This window comes from Bacillus paramycoides, from assembly GCF_038971285.1.
Lineage (GTDB): Bacteria > Bacillota > Bacilli > Bacillales > Bacillaceae_G > Bacillus_A.
Genome location: NZ_CP152427.1, coordinates 3702762 through 3716300, shown reverse-complemented (window position 1 = coordinate 3716300; position 13539 = coordinate 3702762). Strand labels below are relative to the sequence as shown.

Here is a 13539-nt window from a genome sequence, read left to right as displayed (position 1 = left end):
TATTTAGAGAAACTGGCAGTAGGAGGAAAGTTTTTGATTAAAAAATATACTTGTAAAAATGGTGTAAGAATAGTTATGGAGAATATACCAACTGTAAGATCAGTTGCGATTGGTATTTGGATTCATGCAGGATCAAGAAATGAAAATGAAAAAAATAACGGGATTTCTCACTTTTTAGAGCATATGTTCTTTAAAGGGACGGAAACACGTAGTGCACGCGAAATCGCAGAATCATTTGATAGCATTGGTGGGCAAGTGAATGCTTTTACTTCAAAAGAATACACTTGTTACTATGCAAAAGTGCTAGATGAGCATGCTAAATACGCTTTAGATGTATTAGCAGACATGTTCTTTAATTCAACATTTGATGAAGAAGAATTGAAAAAAGAGAAGAATGTCGTATGTGAAGAAATTAAAATGTACGAAGATGCTCCAGATGATATTGTGCATGATATGTTAACGAAAGCAACATATGAAACGCATCCGCTTGGATATCCTATTTTAGGAACAGAAGAAACGCTTAATACGTTTACAGGTGATACGCTACGCCAATATATTAAGGATCATTACACACCTGAAAATGTAGTTGTTTCAGTTGCAGGAAATATTGATGAAGCCTTCTTACAAACGGTAGAGCAATATTTCGGTAGTTATGAAGGAACGACAAATCGTGAACAAGTACATAGCCCAATCTTCCATTTTAATAAGGTAGCACGTAAAAAGGAAACAGAACAAGCTCATTTATGTTTAGGATATAAAGGCTTACAAATGGGGCACGAAGATATTTATAACTTAATCGTATTAAATAACGTTTTAGGCGGTAGTATGAGTAGCCGTTTATTCCAAGAAGTACGTGAGCAACGTGGGTTAGCATACTCAGTATTTTCTTATCATTCTTCTTATGAAGATACAGGTATGTTAACACTGTATGGTGGAACAGGTAGCCAACAATTAGACACACTGTATGAAACAATGCAAGAAACATTAGAAACATTGAAAAATACAGGTATCACAGAAAAAGAGCTTATTAATAGTAAAGAGCAATTAAAAGGAAACTTAATGTTAAGTTTAGAAAGTACGAATAGCCGTATGAGCCGTAATGGTAAAAATGAATTGCTACTTCGTAAGCACCGTTCACTTGATGAAATTATTGAAAGTGTAAACACTGTAACAAAAGAAAATGTAGATGGGTTAATTCGTAACATGTTTACAGATGAATTCTCTGCAGCATTAATTAGTCCAGATGGAAAACTTCCAAAAGGAATAAAACTATAATTGCTTTATATGAAGTATGTAAAAATAACTGTATCTCTTTTAAATGAGATACGGTTATTTTTTTGGGATATACAGAATAGGTACTAATTATGGATAACTTACATTCATAATTTCGATAGGGGGAGAGCATATGCGATTAAGTGAATTAAGCGGTAAAGAGATCGTAAATTTAGAAAGAGCCGAAAAAATGGGTGTTTTAGGATATGTGGATTTAGAGATTGATGAGAAGGATGGCCAAATACAGGCTCTTATCATACCAGCTGGGAAATGGGGAGGTTTTAAAAAGGAACCACAAGAAGTAAGAGTTACGTGGAGCCAAATTAAAAAAGTAGGGCATGATATGATCCTTTGTGATATTACAGATCGTCCAAATTCGAAGTGAAAGATGGCCATTTTGGTCATCTTTTTTTGTGCATTCCCCGCAGAGTATTAGCTCACATGAATCGAGCTTCTACGGGCAATCAATTTCCTACATAATGTCCTCTCATATGCGGAATTTTGAGGGGAGGTTTTTCTGCATACAAAGAGCGAGATCAATCATGTGTGCTTTTTGTTTTTCAATCACCTAAAACTCGTACATTACATATGATGTGGAGGAAAAAGAAAAAGTAGGCACTTTTCTTATAAATGACAGAAAAAGAAGGTGAATTAGGGAATGTTGACTGAGATGCATATTGCTGTCATAGGAGGAGATGCAAGACAGCTAGAAGTAATTCGCAAGCTAGTTGAATTGGATGCGAAACTTTCATTGATAGGGTTTGATCAGTTAGATCATGGCTTCACAGGGGCAGCAAAAGAAAGTATACAAAATTTAGATTTCACTTCTGTAGATGCAATTATTTTGCCAGTTGCAGGTACAAATGCCAAGGGAGAAGTAGATACTATTTTTTCAAACGAAAAAGTTTCTATAACGAAAGAACAAATTGAAAATACACCAGAACATTTTACTATATATTCAGGTATTGGTACGCCTTACTTGGAAAATCTCGTATCTACTACAAACCGTAAACTAATTAAATTATTTGATCGTGATGATGTGGCAATCTACAATTCTATACCAACTGTAGAAGGTACATTAATGATGGTAATTCAACATACCGACTATACGATTCATGGTTCTAATGTAATGGTTTTAGGATTTGGTAGAACAGGGATGAGCGTTGCCAGAGCATTTCAATCATTAGGAGCCCATGTCAAAGTTGGAGCAAGACGATCGGAACATATTGCACGTATTACAGAGATGATGTTTTCTCCTTTTCATATGCAGAACATTGAGAAAGAAGTAGGGAATATTGATATTGTCATTAATACAATTCCGCATCTCGTTGTGACAGCGAATGTCATTTCAAAAATGCCGGCCCATACGTTAGTAATTGATTTAGCTTCTAAACCAGGCGGTACCGACTTTAGATATGCGGAAAAAAGAGGAGTCAAAGCGTTGTTAGCACCTGGATTACCAGGTATTGTTGCTCCAAAAACAGCAGGACAAATTTTAGCGAACGTTCTTTCTCAGTTATTAGCAGAAGATGTAATCGCAAGAAAGGAGAATGGAGAATGAATTTAAAAGGGAAGAGAATAGGGTTTGGTTTTACTGGTTCACATTGTACGTACGAAGAAGTAATGCCTCATTTAGAAAAATTGATTGCTGAGGGAGCAGAAGTACGTCCCGTTGTTTCTTATACTGTTCAATCAACGAATACGAGATTTGGCGAAGGAGCAGAGTGGATTAAAAAGATTGAAGAAGTAACAGGCTTTAAAGCGATTAATTCAATCGTTGGTGCAGAACCACTTGGACCTAAAATTCCACTAGATTGCATGGTGATTGCACCACTAACAGGAAATTCAATGAGTAAATTTGCAAATGCAATGACAGACTCTCCAGTATTAATGGCAGCGAAAGCGACGCTAAGAAATGGCAAGCCTGTCGTATTGGCTGTTTCGACGAATGATGCTCTAGGGCTTAATGGAGTAAATCTAATTACACCAACAAGGTGACGACATAGCGTAAACGCTTATATGTCGCCATCTTGAGGGAGCTTAGGGTAAAGCACAAGTTCGAAATCATCGAGCCTTTGCCACTTTTCCTTTTTATAAACAGCCTTTTCTAAAACTGACTTTAGGAGGCTGTTTTTCTTTTTGGGATCATCTGTTTTAAAGTACAGATCAAGAACATGCTCTACTTGAGGTATTGTATCTTTCTTCACTTTTTCCTTCTTAATTTCTGTTTTAATTTCTTTCTTTAAGTTTTCCATCGTGGAAGTAATTTCAGTAATACGATCAGAAACTACATTCGAGCGTTCTAAAAACATATCGACTGTGTAAACACCACGCTCTAATAAATCATGTAAATTATTTTTTTGTTTTTGGACATCCACTAATTCTTTTTCAAGTTTTCGTAATGCAGCTTCATTCATTTGAATAACTTGTGTTTCTTTTAATTTGTCATCTTGCTTATGTTTTTCAAAATCAGCTTTATAATTGATATACCACTCTTTTAATGCCTCGAGTAAACGCTTCTCAATTAATTCCGTATAGCTTGATTTGTTTTCGCAACCACGGTGCTTACAATCCATCGTTTCCTTTCGGTTTTTCGGATAACGTTGGACCATACTATAACCACATTTACTACATTTAATAATGCCAGCTAGAGGATTTTTAATTCCGTTCGTATTGTAAGGAATGTGATATCTTGAGTTTAATTTTTCTTGTACTTGTTCAAACAAACTTTCAGGTATGATTGGCTCGTGCTTACCATCGGCAATAATCCAATCCGATTTATCTTGTCGTGCACAACTTCTTTTTACAGCATCAGGACGTTTTACTTCTTTTCGTTTTTGCCACGTTACTTTTCCGATGTACACATTGTTTTTTAATATATCTAAGATGCTGTAGGGGTTCCATTCATTACCTAGCTTACTTTTGTAGCCAAGATCATTTAACTTGCTCCTAATTGCATTTGCTCCCATATCCTCATTTGCATACCAATCAAATATCATCCTTACAACTGACGCTTCTTCTGGATTAATCGTTAAAGTACGTTCTCGCTTATTTAAGCGATGGATATCATATCCGAATGGTGCATGTGTACCAAGATAATTCCCAGCCTCTACACTGGCGACACGACCTCGTTGCATACGTCGTGTAATAATCTTTAACTCCTTACGAGCCATAAACGCTTCAAATTCGCTGTATTCTTCATCCCACTCATCATTAAGGTCATAAGTCTTCCTAGGTGTCATAATCTTCGTATTCGAGCGTTTAAACGTCTCTAAAATGATTCCTTGCTCTTTCATACCACCACGACCTAAACGGTCCATATCCATACAAAGAACAACATCATATTTATTATCTTCAATCTCTTCAAGCAGAGCTAACATTTCAGGGCGTTTCACTAAGCTCTCGCCAGAAACAATTTCCTCACGGACAGATAAAACATTTAAGTTCATTTCCTTGGCAATTTTCAGCAGGGTAGTTCGATGTTTTGCTAAAGTTTCACCTTCGCCACGTGCTTCGGCTTCGAGGTCGGCACGGGACTTTCTAAGGTAGATTGCGGTTTTCATAGTTAAACCTCCTTATTGATATGTATTATATGAATTGTAATGATTGGAATGAAGTAAATGATAATATAAAAAGCTAGCCGGATTTAATATGATTAAAAAAGCCCATGAATTGGACTTTCTAATCATGAATTACTTTATTGTATTCAAGCCAGTTTTTTGTTTCTGGATTATAAAAAAAAATTGTATTTTGTTCCTGTAAATCATTTACTCTTACTAGAACCCATTCTTTAGTTGAACGAGTATGGAGATGAATTAATTCTTCATTTTTGACATTAGTTTCTGAAATGAACTTTACAGTATAGTAAACTTTTTTTAATTCACCTATTTCTTTAAGATAGAGATACATAATCGCAATTAGGAAAACCCAAATTACTATTGGACCAACTAAAAATTGAATAGCCTGTTGAGATGTTAGATCAAATTTTAGTATTTGTTCTTTAGCTAAATAGAAATGCATGGCTTGGGTAAGTAGACTAGCAACCACAAGTATAATATATATAAGTTTGTTTAGACCCAAATACATAAAAATGATGCCATTTTTGATAAAAATAAGAGCATTTTTAGTTTTATTATGTTGGTTTAGCCACTCATTTTTTTTGTTAATAAAATTTTGGTAACTGTTAATTGTGTGTAAATAATTTAAAGCGGTACGAATTATTTTAAATGCAATATAAATTAATATAGAGATAATTAAGGTGAAAACTAACATAATATCTATAGTATATATTGTATTTAATTTAACTTTTGTTGGTTTGGGAAGACCAATAAAATATAAGGAGAACGATACAAGTTGGAATAGAAGATAAAATCCAATAAAGGCCGTAATAGATTGTGTCATCTTTGTTAAAAATCTAATGTGTTTTCCTTCAAATATTAAATCAAAATTGGTTTTCTTATTATAGATAATTAGAACGCCCAAAAAAGAGGATATGGATAGAATTATTGGAAAAGCTTTAGATAATCCTTCAGAAAAAGAAGCTATATCTTTTATAAAAGTCATTTATATCAGTTCCCTTCTACAACTTTATATAACAATGAATATTAATATGTAACTAATATGTATCGGTCTTTAAATGAACGTGCGAGTTGCTTAATCACCTGATTTGTTGCACCTTGCTATTTTATCTTGATAATCAAGTGCCTGTTTTTTTGCGATCGGATTGTCATCCATTTGTTCTAATTGAGATAACGCAGAACGTGCTGTATCGCAATCCATTTTTTCAATTTCTTGTCTCTCGAATCGTTCACGGCGAGAGGCTGCCGCCCTATCGAAAGCTTCCTCTTTCTCTTTTGAATCAGCGGCTTGAAGTTCTCTTATTTGCTCCTCCTTGAATCGCTCCGATTCGGGTCCTTCTATTTTTGGTGCTGATTGATTACTGGAATCATTTTCGTCGAGTTGTTTTTGTTTTTCTTGATTCTGATGTTGCTCTGCTTTGGTTGCTTGTTCTTGCTTCGCTTTTTCTTCCGCTTGGCGTTGCACTTCAGCTTCCTGACGTTGTTCTTCTTGTTTTACTTTTTCTTCTACCTGATGTTGTTCTTCTGCACTCTTTGTTTCTTCTTGTGCGTGTTGTTCGTCTTTTTTAACTGGATTGTTAGTATCACAACCAACTAGTCCAATAGATAAAAAGAGCGCTGTAAATGGTACTAGGTATTTTTTCATTATTAATCCTCCATAAGTTAATAAAACTTCGTCTGCTTTCTTAAGAAATGTAAGTTTTTAAACGAGCGAATCCTCCAGGAATCCCATGAGCCTTCGCAATTTCTTGAATAGATAAACGAGTATCTTTATAAGCAGAAATCATTTCATCGGTAAGTAACAATTCTACAGCAAATGTATTTGCTTCGATTTCTAAGCGATCTACTGAAAAGAAGGTTTGGTTACGCAAGAAGGGGGTATTTGCTTTAGGATGAAGTACAGCATGACCTAATTCATGTGCACAAACAAATTGTTGAGTAGTTTCGTTAATTTGATTATTAATATGAATGAATTTAAAGCGTTTATAAGTGTTGTAAAAACCAAGAGTATTCCCAAGGTCTTCAAACAACACTATAATATCTTTTCGTTTAGCAATTTCAAAGGGGTTTGTTGTGCCGTGTTTTTTTACGATTTTCATTACGTAGTCTTTAATTTTCATTTCTCGCTCCGTTCAATCTTTTTTATACTTGTTTGGAGTGAATTTTTGTTTTGCTAATTGTTTTGCCATGCGCATAGAGTTTTCTAGAGAAATACGAATCATTTCTTTTGTGTGTTCGTCTATTGGTTCTCCGTCAAACATTAAAGCATCTTCGCTATTTTCTAATTCTTCTAATGTTTTTTCTAAATCACGTGCTATATCGCGTTCTTCTTTTTTAGAAAGTTTGTTAGACCTGCCTAATAATTCGTCTGTAGATATTTCATATAAATCAGCTAATTTTCCTAATGTTGTTGTATCAGGATCACGATAGTCGCGTTCATAATTTGAAAGGACAGTATTTGTAATACCGATTTTTTCGGCAACAAACTTTTGAGACCATTTGCGTCGTTCTCTTTCTTTTTTTAATCTATAGCCTAAAGTCATAGTTTATCCTTCCATTCTTCCATTTGTCTTTTCGTTAATTATTTTAACAATATTTCACGTTATGTGAAACTTTATTCACTAAAAGTTAAAAAACTCATTTACTTTCACTTTACGTGGAATTATTATTGATACATAAGGTTCACGTAACGTGGAATGAGGTGGTGTTAAATGGAGATTAATCAAAAAATACGGGAATTAAGAATTTCTAAGGGGATTTCACAAGTATTTATGGCAAAAGAACTTAGTATTTCTGTATCAGCCTATAACATGAAAGAAGCAGGGAAACGTTCGTTTAAAGCACAAGAATTAAAGTGTGTTGCAAAAGCACTAAATGAACATCCATCAATTTTTTTTGACTAAACATTACACGTAAAGTGGAATTTCGATGAAACTTGTGTGAAAGTAGGTGAGAAAATGCCATCAACTAACATGGCAGTACCAACAGACCAGTCGCATAAACATATAAAAAGCACTTCAAGAGGTGACACCATGAGCCAACAAGAAGAATATGCGGCGACTTATGAATTTGGAAAAACGAAAGTCCATGTTGTGGCTCCTGAGCCAAAATCACAAAAGGATATTGATAAAATCCGTCAAGCATATTACAAGGCTGGTTGGGCCATCATCAAAGAAATACAAGTAAAAGAAAACGTTGAGGAATAGTTCCTCTCTTTTTATACGAAAAGTAGACAAGTTACATATGTACTAAGTTCATTGTAACCATTTGAAAACTAAATATGGAGGCGAACAGATATGGGAACAAGCATATACTGCAATTCAGCAATAGGAGAATTATTACAGAATGCTAGAGAATGTTGTGACAATGTTCAGCTGAAAACGAAGAAAGGGCTATCTAAGTACCTTGGTATTACACATGAAAGATTAACCCGTATTGAATCTGGACTTTCTAAACCAGAATTTGAGCTTGCGATGGATTGGTGCCATGCAACAGGAGCAAAGTTGAATCAACAAGCAATTAAACATATTTATGGTGTTGGGTTACCACCTACAGATCCACGCTTAACTCAAGATGTAAATCTACAATTGATGAACTACATTAAGCAAGCTGAAGAGGGAATTGCGGCAGCTAAAGAAATTATGAATTTACAAGTTACAACAAGATCATGGAAGCATGATGAAAAAAAGAGACATGAATACGCAGTTCATGCAAAAGAAATCTTCGATACAATCAAAGCTACTCAATGTGTAGTTCAAGCTCTTGAACAAGTTCATTTTGGCATTATGGAACAAATACAAAGAAGTTGGTTGCAAAAGGCTATGGCGGAGAACGTTATTATTCAATCGGTGGATAGTTTAATGAATTTAACAAAGGTGCTGTAAAGGGGGAAGAAAAATGACAGTAGATTATAAGAAACCGAGTCTAAGAGAATATAAGGAATTAATTCGTTATGATGCAAAACTAACTGGTGAAATTAAAATAACAGAATTACTTAATGAGGATTCAAAAACAGTTGAGCTAAAACAAGAAAAGAAATTGTTGGGGATTCGAATCAAAATTATTGAAGCGTCATTTATTTTGAAACATAAATGGGTAAATAAAAAAGCTACCGCCTAGACAACAGTAGCTCTGAAAAATATCGTAAAGCAATTATAACATTATATAAATCATTTGGACAAGCCACTGTGCTTGTCGTTATGACCAGAAAGGGGATTGTTCCTCCCATATCCCTACAATGTTCCTTTCTGGTTGTAACGATGCGTACAGCATTAATTTAATTAGAAAGGAGGTGGGGAATTATGGATATCCAAGAAGCTACTAAATTAGCAATCAAGCAAAATAGATATATTTCGCGAGTGCATTTTATAAACACCTTTAAAGTCAAACTTAAACCAACAAATACGTATGATTTATGCAAAACGTATTCTTTAAATCCTGGTGAAGTTGAACCACGCAGGGCATGGAGCCCACGAGCAGATGATTTAATTGCTGATGATTGGATAGTTATTGATTAGGGCATCCAAGATTTTATCTCTTTAGCAGCTTTGTATCCTTTTTTTAGAAGAGTATTTTCTTCACAATATGCAATTCCTGCTGAAAGTAAAGTAGTCATATAAGCAATAGTGTCTGCTTCATATATAGATACAAAACTTTCATCTTGTAAATGAAATAAAGCTTTTGAAATTGATTTGTCAGTTTCATCAGGACATAGTTGCTGGAATCTTTCGAAAGAAAACATATCAGTTTCGTGTTTTTTATACTCAGTCGTCATGTATTTTAATAGGATTTCGGATAGTTTAATCATTTTCATATATTACACCTCCCTTAAAGGAAGATTATACCATAGGTTTTTAAATGTGTTTATAAAAATAGACAAGCCACTGTGCTTGTCGTTATGACCAGAAAGGGATTGTTCCTCCCATCCCCCTACAATGTTCCTTTCTGGTTGTAACGATGCGTACAGCATCAATTTAATTAGAAAGGAGATGTAATTCATGAACGATAAAAACAATCGTCTTCATGATCTTGTTCTTCCCGGGGATTTTTCGTTTGCAAATAAGCTTCATAACTGTATGAGTGCATGTATTCATAACATGTTTAATGCAGAATCAATCGAAGAATCGAATTGCTGGGAAGAAGAATTGGAGCGATGTATGAAAGAATTTAAAATGCTTCGTGATACAAAAGAGGAACATGAGGCATCGATGAGTTATCGTGTAGTGATTAAAAATTTAAGAACAAGAGGAGTTAACGCTTCATTAGTAACACGTAGAAAATAAAAAAAGTCTATCACTTGGCAGAGTGATAGATAAATGGTCTTGCAAAAGATCTTAGGATTAATTATATCAAATTAGCATTCGTATAACAACGGAGTGTGCTACATGCTATTAGACAAATCGTTACATAGAGTGTTGCTGAACCCTAAAGTGTTTCAACAAGCAACATCAGAGCAACACCTAATTTACTTAGTAAAACAATATCTCAAAATAGGATACAAGAATTATCGCTTATTACGTGTAGAGGACGGATTCGCGATATGTAAACGGGAGGATGAATAATATGGCAGTTTATAGACCAGTACATGTTTCATTTTGGCAGGATTCATTTGTTTTAGATCTTACACCGGAGGAGAAGTATTTCTACTTATATTTGATGACAAACAGTAAGACGTCTCAATCAGGAATCTATGAGCTTCCACTTCGTATCATTGAAACTGATACAGGATATAACCGTGAAACTGTTATGAAGCTATTAGAACGTTTTGCTGAATACGGAAAAATTAATTACAACCAAAAAACAAAAGAATTGTTCTTAATCAACTGGTTGAAATTCAATCCAATTAAAAATGTAAACATTGAAAAGTGTGTTTTAAAAGAAATTCAATCTGTAAAGGACCAGGATTTTTTAGTTGATTTCTATGAAACTTGCTTGCAATTAGAACGTGAACAAGATTTTAAAATCCCTCGTATTAAGGAGTATTTATCGGTCCGTTTGGAGGGGCTTATAAGGGGCTTCCAAGACCCTAGCAAGGAAGAAGAAAAAGAAAAAGAAGAAAAAGAACAACAACAAGAAGAACGCGCAAGCGCGGAAGAAGTTGTTGAGGTTAATCCAATTTCTTTTTACGAGCAAAACTTCGGATTCATTACACCTTTTATCGCAGATGGTATTTATGCTTGGATAAATGATTTAAATGCAGAGCTAGTTATTAAGGCTATGGAGATTGCTTTAGAGAAGAATACGAGAAACATGTCTTACGTAAATACGATTTTAAGAGATTGGCATCTTAAAGGCTTTAAAACAGTAACTGATGTTGAGGCAGCTGATAAAGCATTTCGTGCTCAGCGACTAACAAAAGCTCAGCAACAGACACAAGCACCTTATCAACAAAAAGGATTATCGGAATCTACTAAAAACGTATTACAGCAGCAACAAGCATGGGAGCAGAACATTCCAACAGAAGAAGAACTTGCAGTACTTAATCAACAGAATGCGTGGTTGGCCAAATGAGTAACGATATGATTCGTAATGTAGAAGCTGAGCAAAGTGTTTTAGGTAGCATAATCCAAGAAGGCGATTTAATTAAAGATTGTCAGCTAAAGGTAAAACAGTTTTCTTTACCAACGCACCAAGTGATTTTCAAGGCAATGAGAGAATTAGAGGATGCTGAAGTTCCGATAGATCTTGTTGCTCTCATTGGAAAATTCGATGAAAGCTTTATGCATCAAATTGGCGGAATTGAATTCTTTGTAAACCTGACAGAAGTTGTAACAACAACTAAGAACTTCTCGTATCACGAAGGCTTAGTTATCGAAGCTTGGAAAATGCGACATGCTCAGGAGGTTGCTGGTAACTTATATAACCGCCTTCAGCAAGATAGGGATATGAGTGCTATTAGCACATCAATTGATGAATTAAGCGCCATTGAAGAAACGGGTTACTCAGATGAATTTAACTTGAAAGATACGCTTGTTGATTTGTATAAGAACATGCAAATTGATGTAGGAGATTTAACCGGTATACCAACTGGTTATGACGACTTGAACAGAATGACAGCAGGGTTACAAGAAGGTGATTTAATCATTGTCGGTGCCCGTCCTTCAATGGGGAAAACCGCATTTGTATTAAACGTTGCTTTTCATGCAGCAAGTGCTCATACAGCAACAGGAATCTTCTCGCTCGAGATGGGGGAGGAGCAGCTACTTAAGAGAATGATTTCAAGTACTGGAAATATTGATGCTACAAAATTAAAGAATCCTAAGAAACTATGTAATTTAAAGGATTGGGAAAAATTAGTCAAGCAATGGGATTAATTAATGATTTGCCATTAGAAATTTACGATAAAGCAAATGTAACGATGCAAGAGATTTATGCAAAGGCTAGGAAATTAAAGCGTAAGTACCCTGATAAAAAGGTTTTAATTGCAATTGATTATTTGCAGCTTATTGTAGGGGATCCAAAGCATAGAGGGAACCGCATGCAAGAAATCGGTGAGATTAGTCGTAAGTTAAAACTGATGGCAAGAGAGCTAAATGTATGTGTAGTTGCATTATCACAGTTAAGTCGTGCGGTAGAAAGTAGACAAGATAAGAGACCATTGCTATCAGATTTACGTGAGAATGGTCAAATTGAGCAAGATGCGGATTTAATAGCATTCTTATACCGCGAAGATTACTATGATCGTGAAACGGAAAATAAAAACATAACGGAAATTATTTTAGCAAAACAGAGAAATGGCCCAGTTGGCGTTGTTGAACTAGCATTCATTAAAGAATTTAGTAAGTTTGTAAATTTAGAGAGAAAGTTCAATCATCAGCAGGAGGCTTAATCATGTTGTTACGTCAGGAAGTAGAACGTAGAAAACTAATAATTATTCGTAAATTATTGGGTTTAGGATTAGCTGAAATTAACGGACAAACACTAGATCAACTAACGTTAACGCAGCTTGAAGGAATCTTAATTGCAAGCTTGCAGGTATTGGAGGGGAAAAACAATGCCAAAACAATTAACAATTTTTGATGTGGAACCAGTTGTATCATTTGATCCTAAGAAAGCTCATATTCAACGTTTAAATTCAAAATTACGGTATGCAGATGTGGTTGTGCAAATACCACGCCAAGCCAAAGCGATTGATGAATTAAAACCAACGACAGCACCTGATGAGCGGTATGAGTTGTTTGAAGATTACGTAATAGGGATTTGGCGTTACAAACGAGCGGAGGATAAGCAATTTGTATGGGAAGAAGCAGAAGAAATGTGTAAGCGAGCACGGGATGAGAAAAAGCCGATTCCAATACGGCTTCATTTATCTTCTGAACAATCATTTGTTCCAGAAAATGTTGTGCGATATCTATAGACAAATAAAAAAAGCTGAGATCACTCTCAACTTACTTCGACAAAGTAATTATAACATATGGGAGTGATCTTGGTGGGAATTAGAAAAGAAAATCTTGTAAAAATGACAGCTGAGATAGATTTGAAAATAAACGGAATATATGTTGTTAAAAATGGTCAAGTCCAACTAATAGAACCGCCTCAAGGTGGATTTGGTGAACAATCATTTGTATATCAAAGTGGAAAAGTAATTCGTATGGAAGAACGAAAAACACAGTTACTTTAATCAAATTTGAATTTTATAGAAAAGGAGCAGCTCGCAAAAGCTAACCGCTCGGTTGATTAAACGTAGAAA

General features: G+C 34.9%; 19 protein-coding genes and 2 pseudogenes. 15 read left to right on the top strand and 6 right to left on the bottom strand.

Going from position 1 to position 13539, the window contains the following annotated elements; translation table 11 throughout:
* The first annotated feature begins 33 nt into the window (after positions 1 to 33).
* The 4 genes and pseudogenes from AAG068_RS19075 to dpaB form a co-directional block, all read left to right on the top strand.
* A complete protein-coding gene (locus AAG068_RS19075; RefSeq protein ID WP_098667746.1) occupies positions 34 to 1275 on the top strand; it encodes a M16 family metallopeptidase in 1242 nt (413 codons plus the stop codon).
* Between the two features lie 130 nt (positions 1276 to 1405).
* Positions 1406 to 1657, top strand: coding sequence for a YlmC/YmxH family sporulation protein (locus AAG068_RS19070; protein WP_060631972.1), 252 nt, complete (start codon positions 1406 to 1408; stop codon positions 1655 to 1657).
* Positions 1658 to 1930: 273 nt separating this feature from the next.
* A complete protein-coding gene (dpaA, locus tag AAG068_RS19065) occupies positions 1931 to 2833 on the top strand; it encodes a dipicolinic acid synthetase subunit A (protein ID WP_087996537.1) in 903 nt (300 codons plus the stop codon).
* Positions 2830 to 3255, top strand: a pseudogene (gene dpaB, locus AAG068_RS19060) (dipicolinate synthase subunit B); the annotation flags it as partial. The gene dpaA and the pseudogene dpaB, both read left to right, overlap by 4 nt.
* A 32-nt stretch (positions 3256 to 3287) precedes the next feature.
* On the opposite strand, the gene AAG068_RS19055 reads toward dpaB, so the two are convergent.
* The 5 genes from AAG068_RS19055 to AAG068_RS19035 form a co-directional block, all read right to left on the bottom strand.
* The gene (locus AAG068_RS19055; RefSeq protein ID WP_089148371.1) at positions 3288 to 4835 is read right to left on the bottom strand and encodes a recombinase family protein; all 1548 of its coding nucleotides are present in this window, start codon (positions 4833 to 4835) and stop codon (positions 3288 to 3290) included.
* A gap of 118 nt (positions 4836 to 4953) precedes the next feature.
* The gene (locus AAG068_RS19050; protein ID WP_342715481.1) at positions 4954 to 5835 is read right to left on the bottom strand and encodes a hypothetical protein; all 882 of its coding nucleotides are present in this window, start codon (positions 5833 to 5835) and stop codon (positions 4954 to 4956) included.
* Between the two features lie 90 nt (positions 5836 to 5925).
* The gene (locus tag AAG068_RS19045; protein WP_342715480.1) at positions 5926 to 6495 is read right to left on the bottom strand and encodes a hypothetical protein; all 570 of its coding nucleotides are present in this window, start codon (positions 6493 to 6495) and stop codon (positions 5926 to 5928) included.
* Positions 6496 to 6535: 40 nt separating this feature from the next.
* On the bottom strand, positions 6536 to 6970 hold the full coding sequence (locus tag AAG068_RS19040; protein ID WP_342715479.1) for an ImmA/IrrE family metallo-endopeptidase: 435 nt from the start codon (positions 6968 to 6970) through the stop codon (positions 6536 to 6538).
* A gap of 12 nt (positions 6971 to 6982) precedes the next feature.
* Positions 6983 to 7393: a helix-turn-helix domain-containing protein gene (locus tag AAG068_RS19035; protein ID WP_000172329.1), complete on the bottom strand. Its 411-nt coding sequence runs from the start codon at positions 7391 to 7393 to the stop codon at positions 6983 to 6985.
* Between the two features lie 168 nt (positions 7394 to 7561).
* Here AAG068_RS19035 and AAG068_RS19030 point away from each other — a divergent pair, with 168 nt between their 5' ends.
* From AAG068_RS19030 to AAG068_RS19010, 5 genes are all read left to right on the top strand, one after another.
* Positions 7562 to 7753, top strand: coding sequence for a helix-turn-helix domain-containing protein (locus tag AAG068_RS19030; protein WP_058839516.1), 192 nt, complete (start codon positions 7562 to 7564; stop codon positions 7751 to 7753).
* A 54-nt stretch (positions 7754 to 7807) separates the two neighbouring features.
* The gene (locus tag AAG068_RS19025; protein ID WP_076872674.1) at positions 7808 to 8056 is read left to right on the top strand and encodes a hypothetical protein; all 249 of its coding nucleotides are present in this window, start codon (positions 7808 to 7810) and stop codon (positions 8054 to 8056) included.
* A gap of 90 nt (positions 8057 to 8146) precedes the next feature.
* Positions 8147 to 8734 carry a sporulation sigma factor-processing peptidase gene (locus AAG068_RS19020; RefSeq protein ID WP_342715477.1) on the top strand — a complete coding sequence of 196 codons (588 nt, stop codon included), beginning with the start codon at positions 8147 to 8149 and terminating at the stop codon, positions 8732 to 8734.
* A 13-nt stretch (positions 8735 to 8747) separates the two neighbouring features.
* Positions 8748 to 8969, top strand: coding sequence for an RNA polymerase subunit sigma (locus AAG068_RS19015; protein WP_342715476.1), 222 nt, complete (start codon positions 8748 to 8750; stop codon positions 8967 to 8969).
* Between the two features lie 182 nt (positions 8970 to 9151).
* On the top strand, positions 9152 to 9367 hold the full coding sequence (locus tag AAG068_RS19010; RefSeq protein WP_342715475.1) for a Thoeris anti-defense Tad2 family protein: 216 nt from the start codon (positions 9152 to 9154) through the stop codon (positions 9365 to 9367).
* Here the strand turns inward: AAG068_RS19010 and AAG068_RS19005 are convergent.
* Positions 9364 to 9663, bottom strand: a complete 300-nt coding sequence (locus AAG068_RS19005; RefSeq protein ID WP_342715474.1) for a lactate permease — start codon at positions 9661 to 9663, stop codon at positions 9364 to 9366. The genes AAG068_RS19010 and AAG068_RS19005 overlap by 4 nt on opposite strands.
* Before the next feature lie 184 nt (positions 9664 to 9847).
* On the opposite strand from AAG068_RS19005, the gene AAG068_RS19000 reads away from it, so the two are divergent.
* From AAG068_RS19000 to AAG068_RS18975, 6 genes and pseudogenes are all read left to right on the top strand, one after another.
* The gene (locus tag AAG068_RS19000; protein WP_342715473.1) at positions 9848 to 10132 is read left to right on the top strand and encodes a hypothetical protein; all 285 of its coding nucleotides are present in this window, start codon (positions 9848 to 9850) and stop codon (positions 10130 to 10132) included.
* A gap of 280 nt (positions 10133 to 10412) precedes the next feature.
* Positions 10413 to 11360, top strand: a complete 948-nt coding sequence (locus AAG068_RS18995; protein ID WP_342715472.1) for a DnaD domain-containing protein — start codon at positions 10413 to 10415, stop codon at positions 11358 to 11360.
* A pseudogene (gene dnaB, locus AAG068_RS18990) lies at positions 11357 to 12678 on the top strand (replicative DNA helicase). The gene AAG068_RS18995 and the pseudogene dnaB overlap by 4 nt, the downstream one beginning before the upstream one ends.
* A gap of 2 nt (positions 12679 to 12680) precedes the next feature.
* Complete coding sequence (locus AAG068_RS18985) at positions 12681 to 12869, top strand: hypothetical protein (protein WP_342715471.1); 189 nt, start codon at positions 12681 to 12683, stop codon at positions 12867 to 12869.
* Positions 12844 to 13206, top strand: coding sequence for a cell division protein SepF (locus tag AAG068_RS18980; protein WP_342715470.1), 363 nt, complete (start codon positions 12844 to 12846; stop codon positions 13204 to 13206). The genes AAG068_RS18985 and AAG068_RS18980 overlap by 26 nt, the downstream gene beginning before the upstream one ends.
* A gap of 72 nt (positions 13207 to 13278) precedes the next feature.
* A complete protein-coding gene (locus AAG068_RS18975; RefSeq protein ID WP_342715469.1) occupies positions 13279 to 13470 on the top strand; it encodes a DUF3954 domain-containing protein in 192 nt (63 codons plus the stop codon).
* Positions 13471 to 13539: the final 69 nt, after the last annotated feature.

Coding starts and splice junctions, on each gene's coding strand:
- AAG068_RS19070 (WP_060631972.1), top strand. CDS start 1,406: ATGCGATTAAGTGAATTAAGCGGTAAAGAGATCGTAAATTTAGAAAGA.
- dpaA (WP_087996537.1), top strand. CDS start 1,931: ATGTTGACTGAGATGCATATTGCTGTCATAGGAGGAGATGCAAGACAG.
- AAG068_RS19055 (WP_089148371.1), bottom strand. CDS start 4,835: ATGAAAACCGCAATCTACCTTAGAAAGTCCCGTGCCGACCTCGAAGCC.
- AAG068_RS19050 (WP_342715481.1), bottom strand. CDS start 5,835: ATGACTTTTATAAAAGATATAGCTTCTTTTTCTGAAGGATTATCTAAA.
- AAG068_RS19045 (WP_342715480.1), bottom strand. CDS start 6,495: ATGAAAAAATACCTAGTACCATTTACAGCGCTCTTTTTATCTATTGGA.
- AAG068_RS19040 (WP_342715479.1), bottom strand. CDS start 6,970: ATGAAAATTAAAGACTACGTAATGAAAATCGTAAAAAAACACGGCACA.
- AAG068_RS19035 (WP_000172329.1), bottom strand. CDS start 7,393: ATGACTTTAGGCTATAGATTAAAAAAAGAAAGAGAACGACGCAAATGG.
- AAG068_RS19030 (WP_058839516.1), top strand. CDS start 7,562: ATGGAGATTAATCAAAAAATACGGGAATTAAGAATTTCTAAGGGGATT.
- AAG068_RS19025 (WP_076872674.1), top strand. CDS start 7,808: ATGCCATCAACTAACATGGCAGTACCAACAGACCAGTCGCATAAACAT.
- AAG068_RS19020 (WP_342715477.1), top strand. CDS start 8,147: ATGGGAACAAGCATATACTGCAATTCAGCAATAGGAGAATTATTACAG.
- AAG068_RS19015 (WP_342715476.1), top strand. CDS start 8,748: ATGACAGTAGATTATAAGAAACCGAGTCTAAGAGAATATAAGGAATTA.
- AAG068_RS19010 (WP_342715475.1), top strand. CDS start 9,152: ATGGATATCCAAGAAGCTACTAAATTAGCAATCAAGCAAAATAGATAT.
- AAG068_RS19005 (WP_342715474.1), bottom strand. CDS start 9,663: ATGAAAATGATTAAACTATCCGAAATCCTATTAAAATACATGACGACT.
- AAG068_RS19000 (WP_342715473.1), top strand. CDS start 9,848: ATGAACGATAAAAACAATCGTCTTCATGATCTTGTTCTTCCCGGGGAT.
- AAG068_RS18995 (WP_342715472.1), top strand. CDS start 10,413: ATGGCAGTTTATAGACCAGTACATGTTTCATTTTGGCAGGATTCATTT.
- AAG068_RS18985 (WP_342715471.1), top strand. CDS start 12,681: ATGTTGTTACGTCAGGAAGTAGAACGTAGAAAACTAATAATTATTCGT.
- AAG068_RS18980 (WP_342715470.1), top strand. CDS start 12,844: ATGCCAAAACAATTAACAATTTTTGATGTGGAACCAGTTGTATCATTT.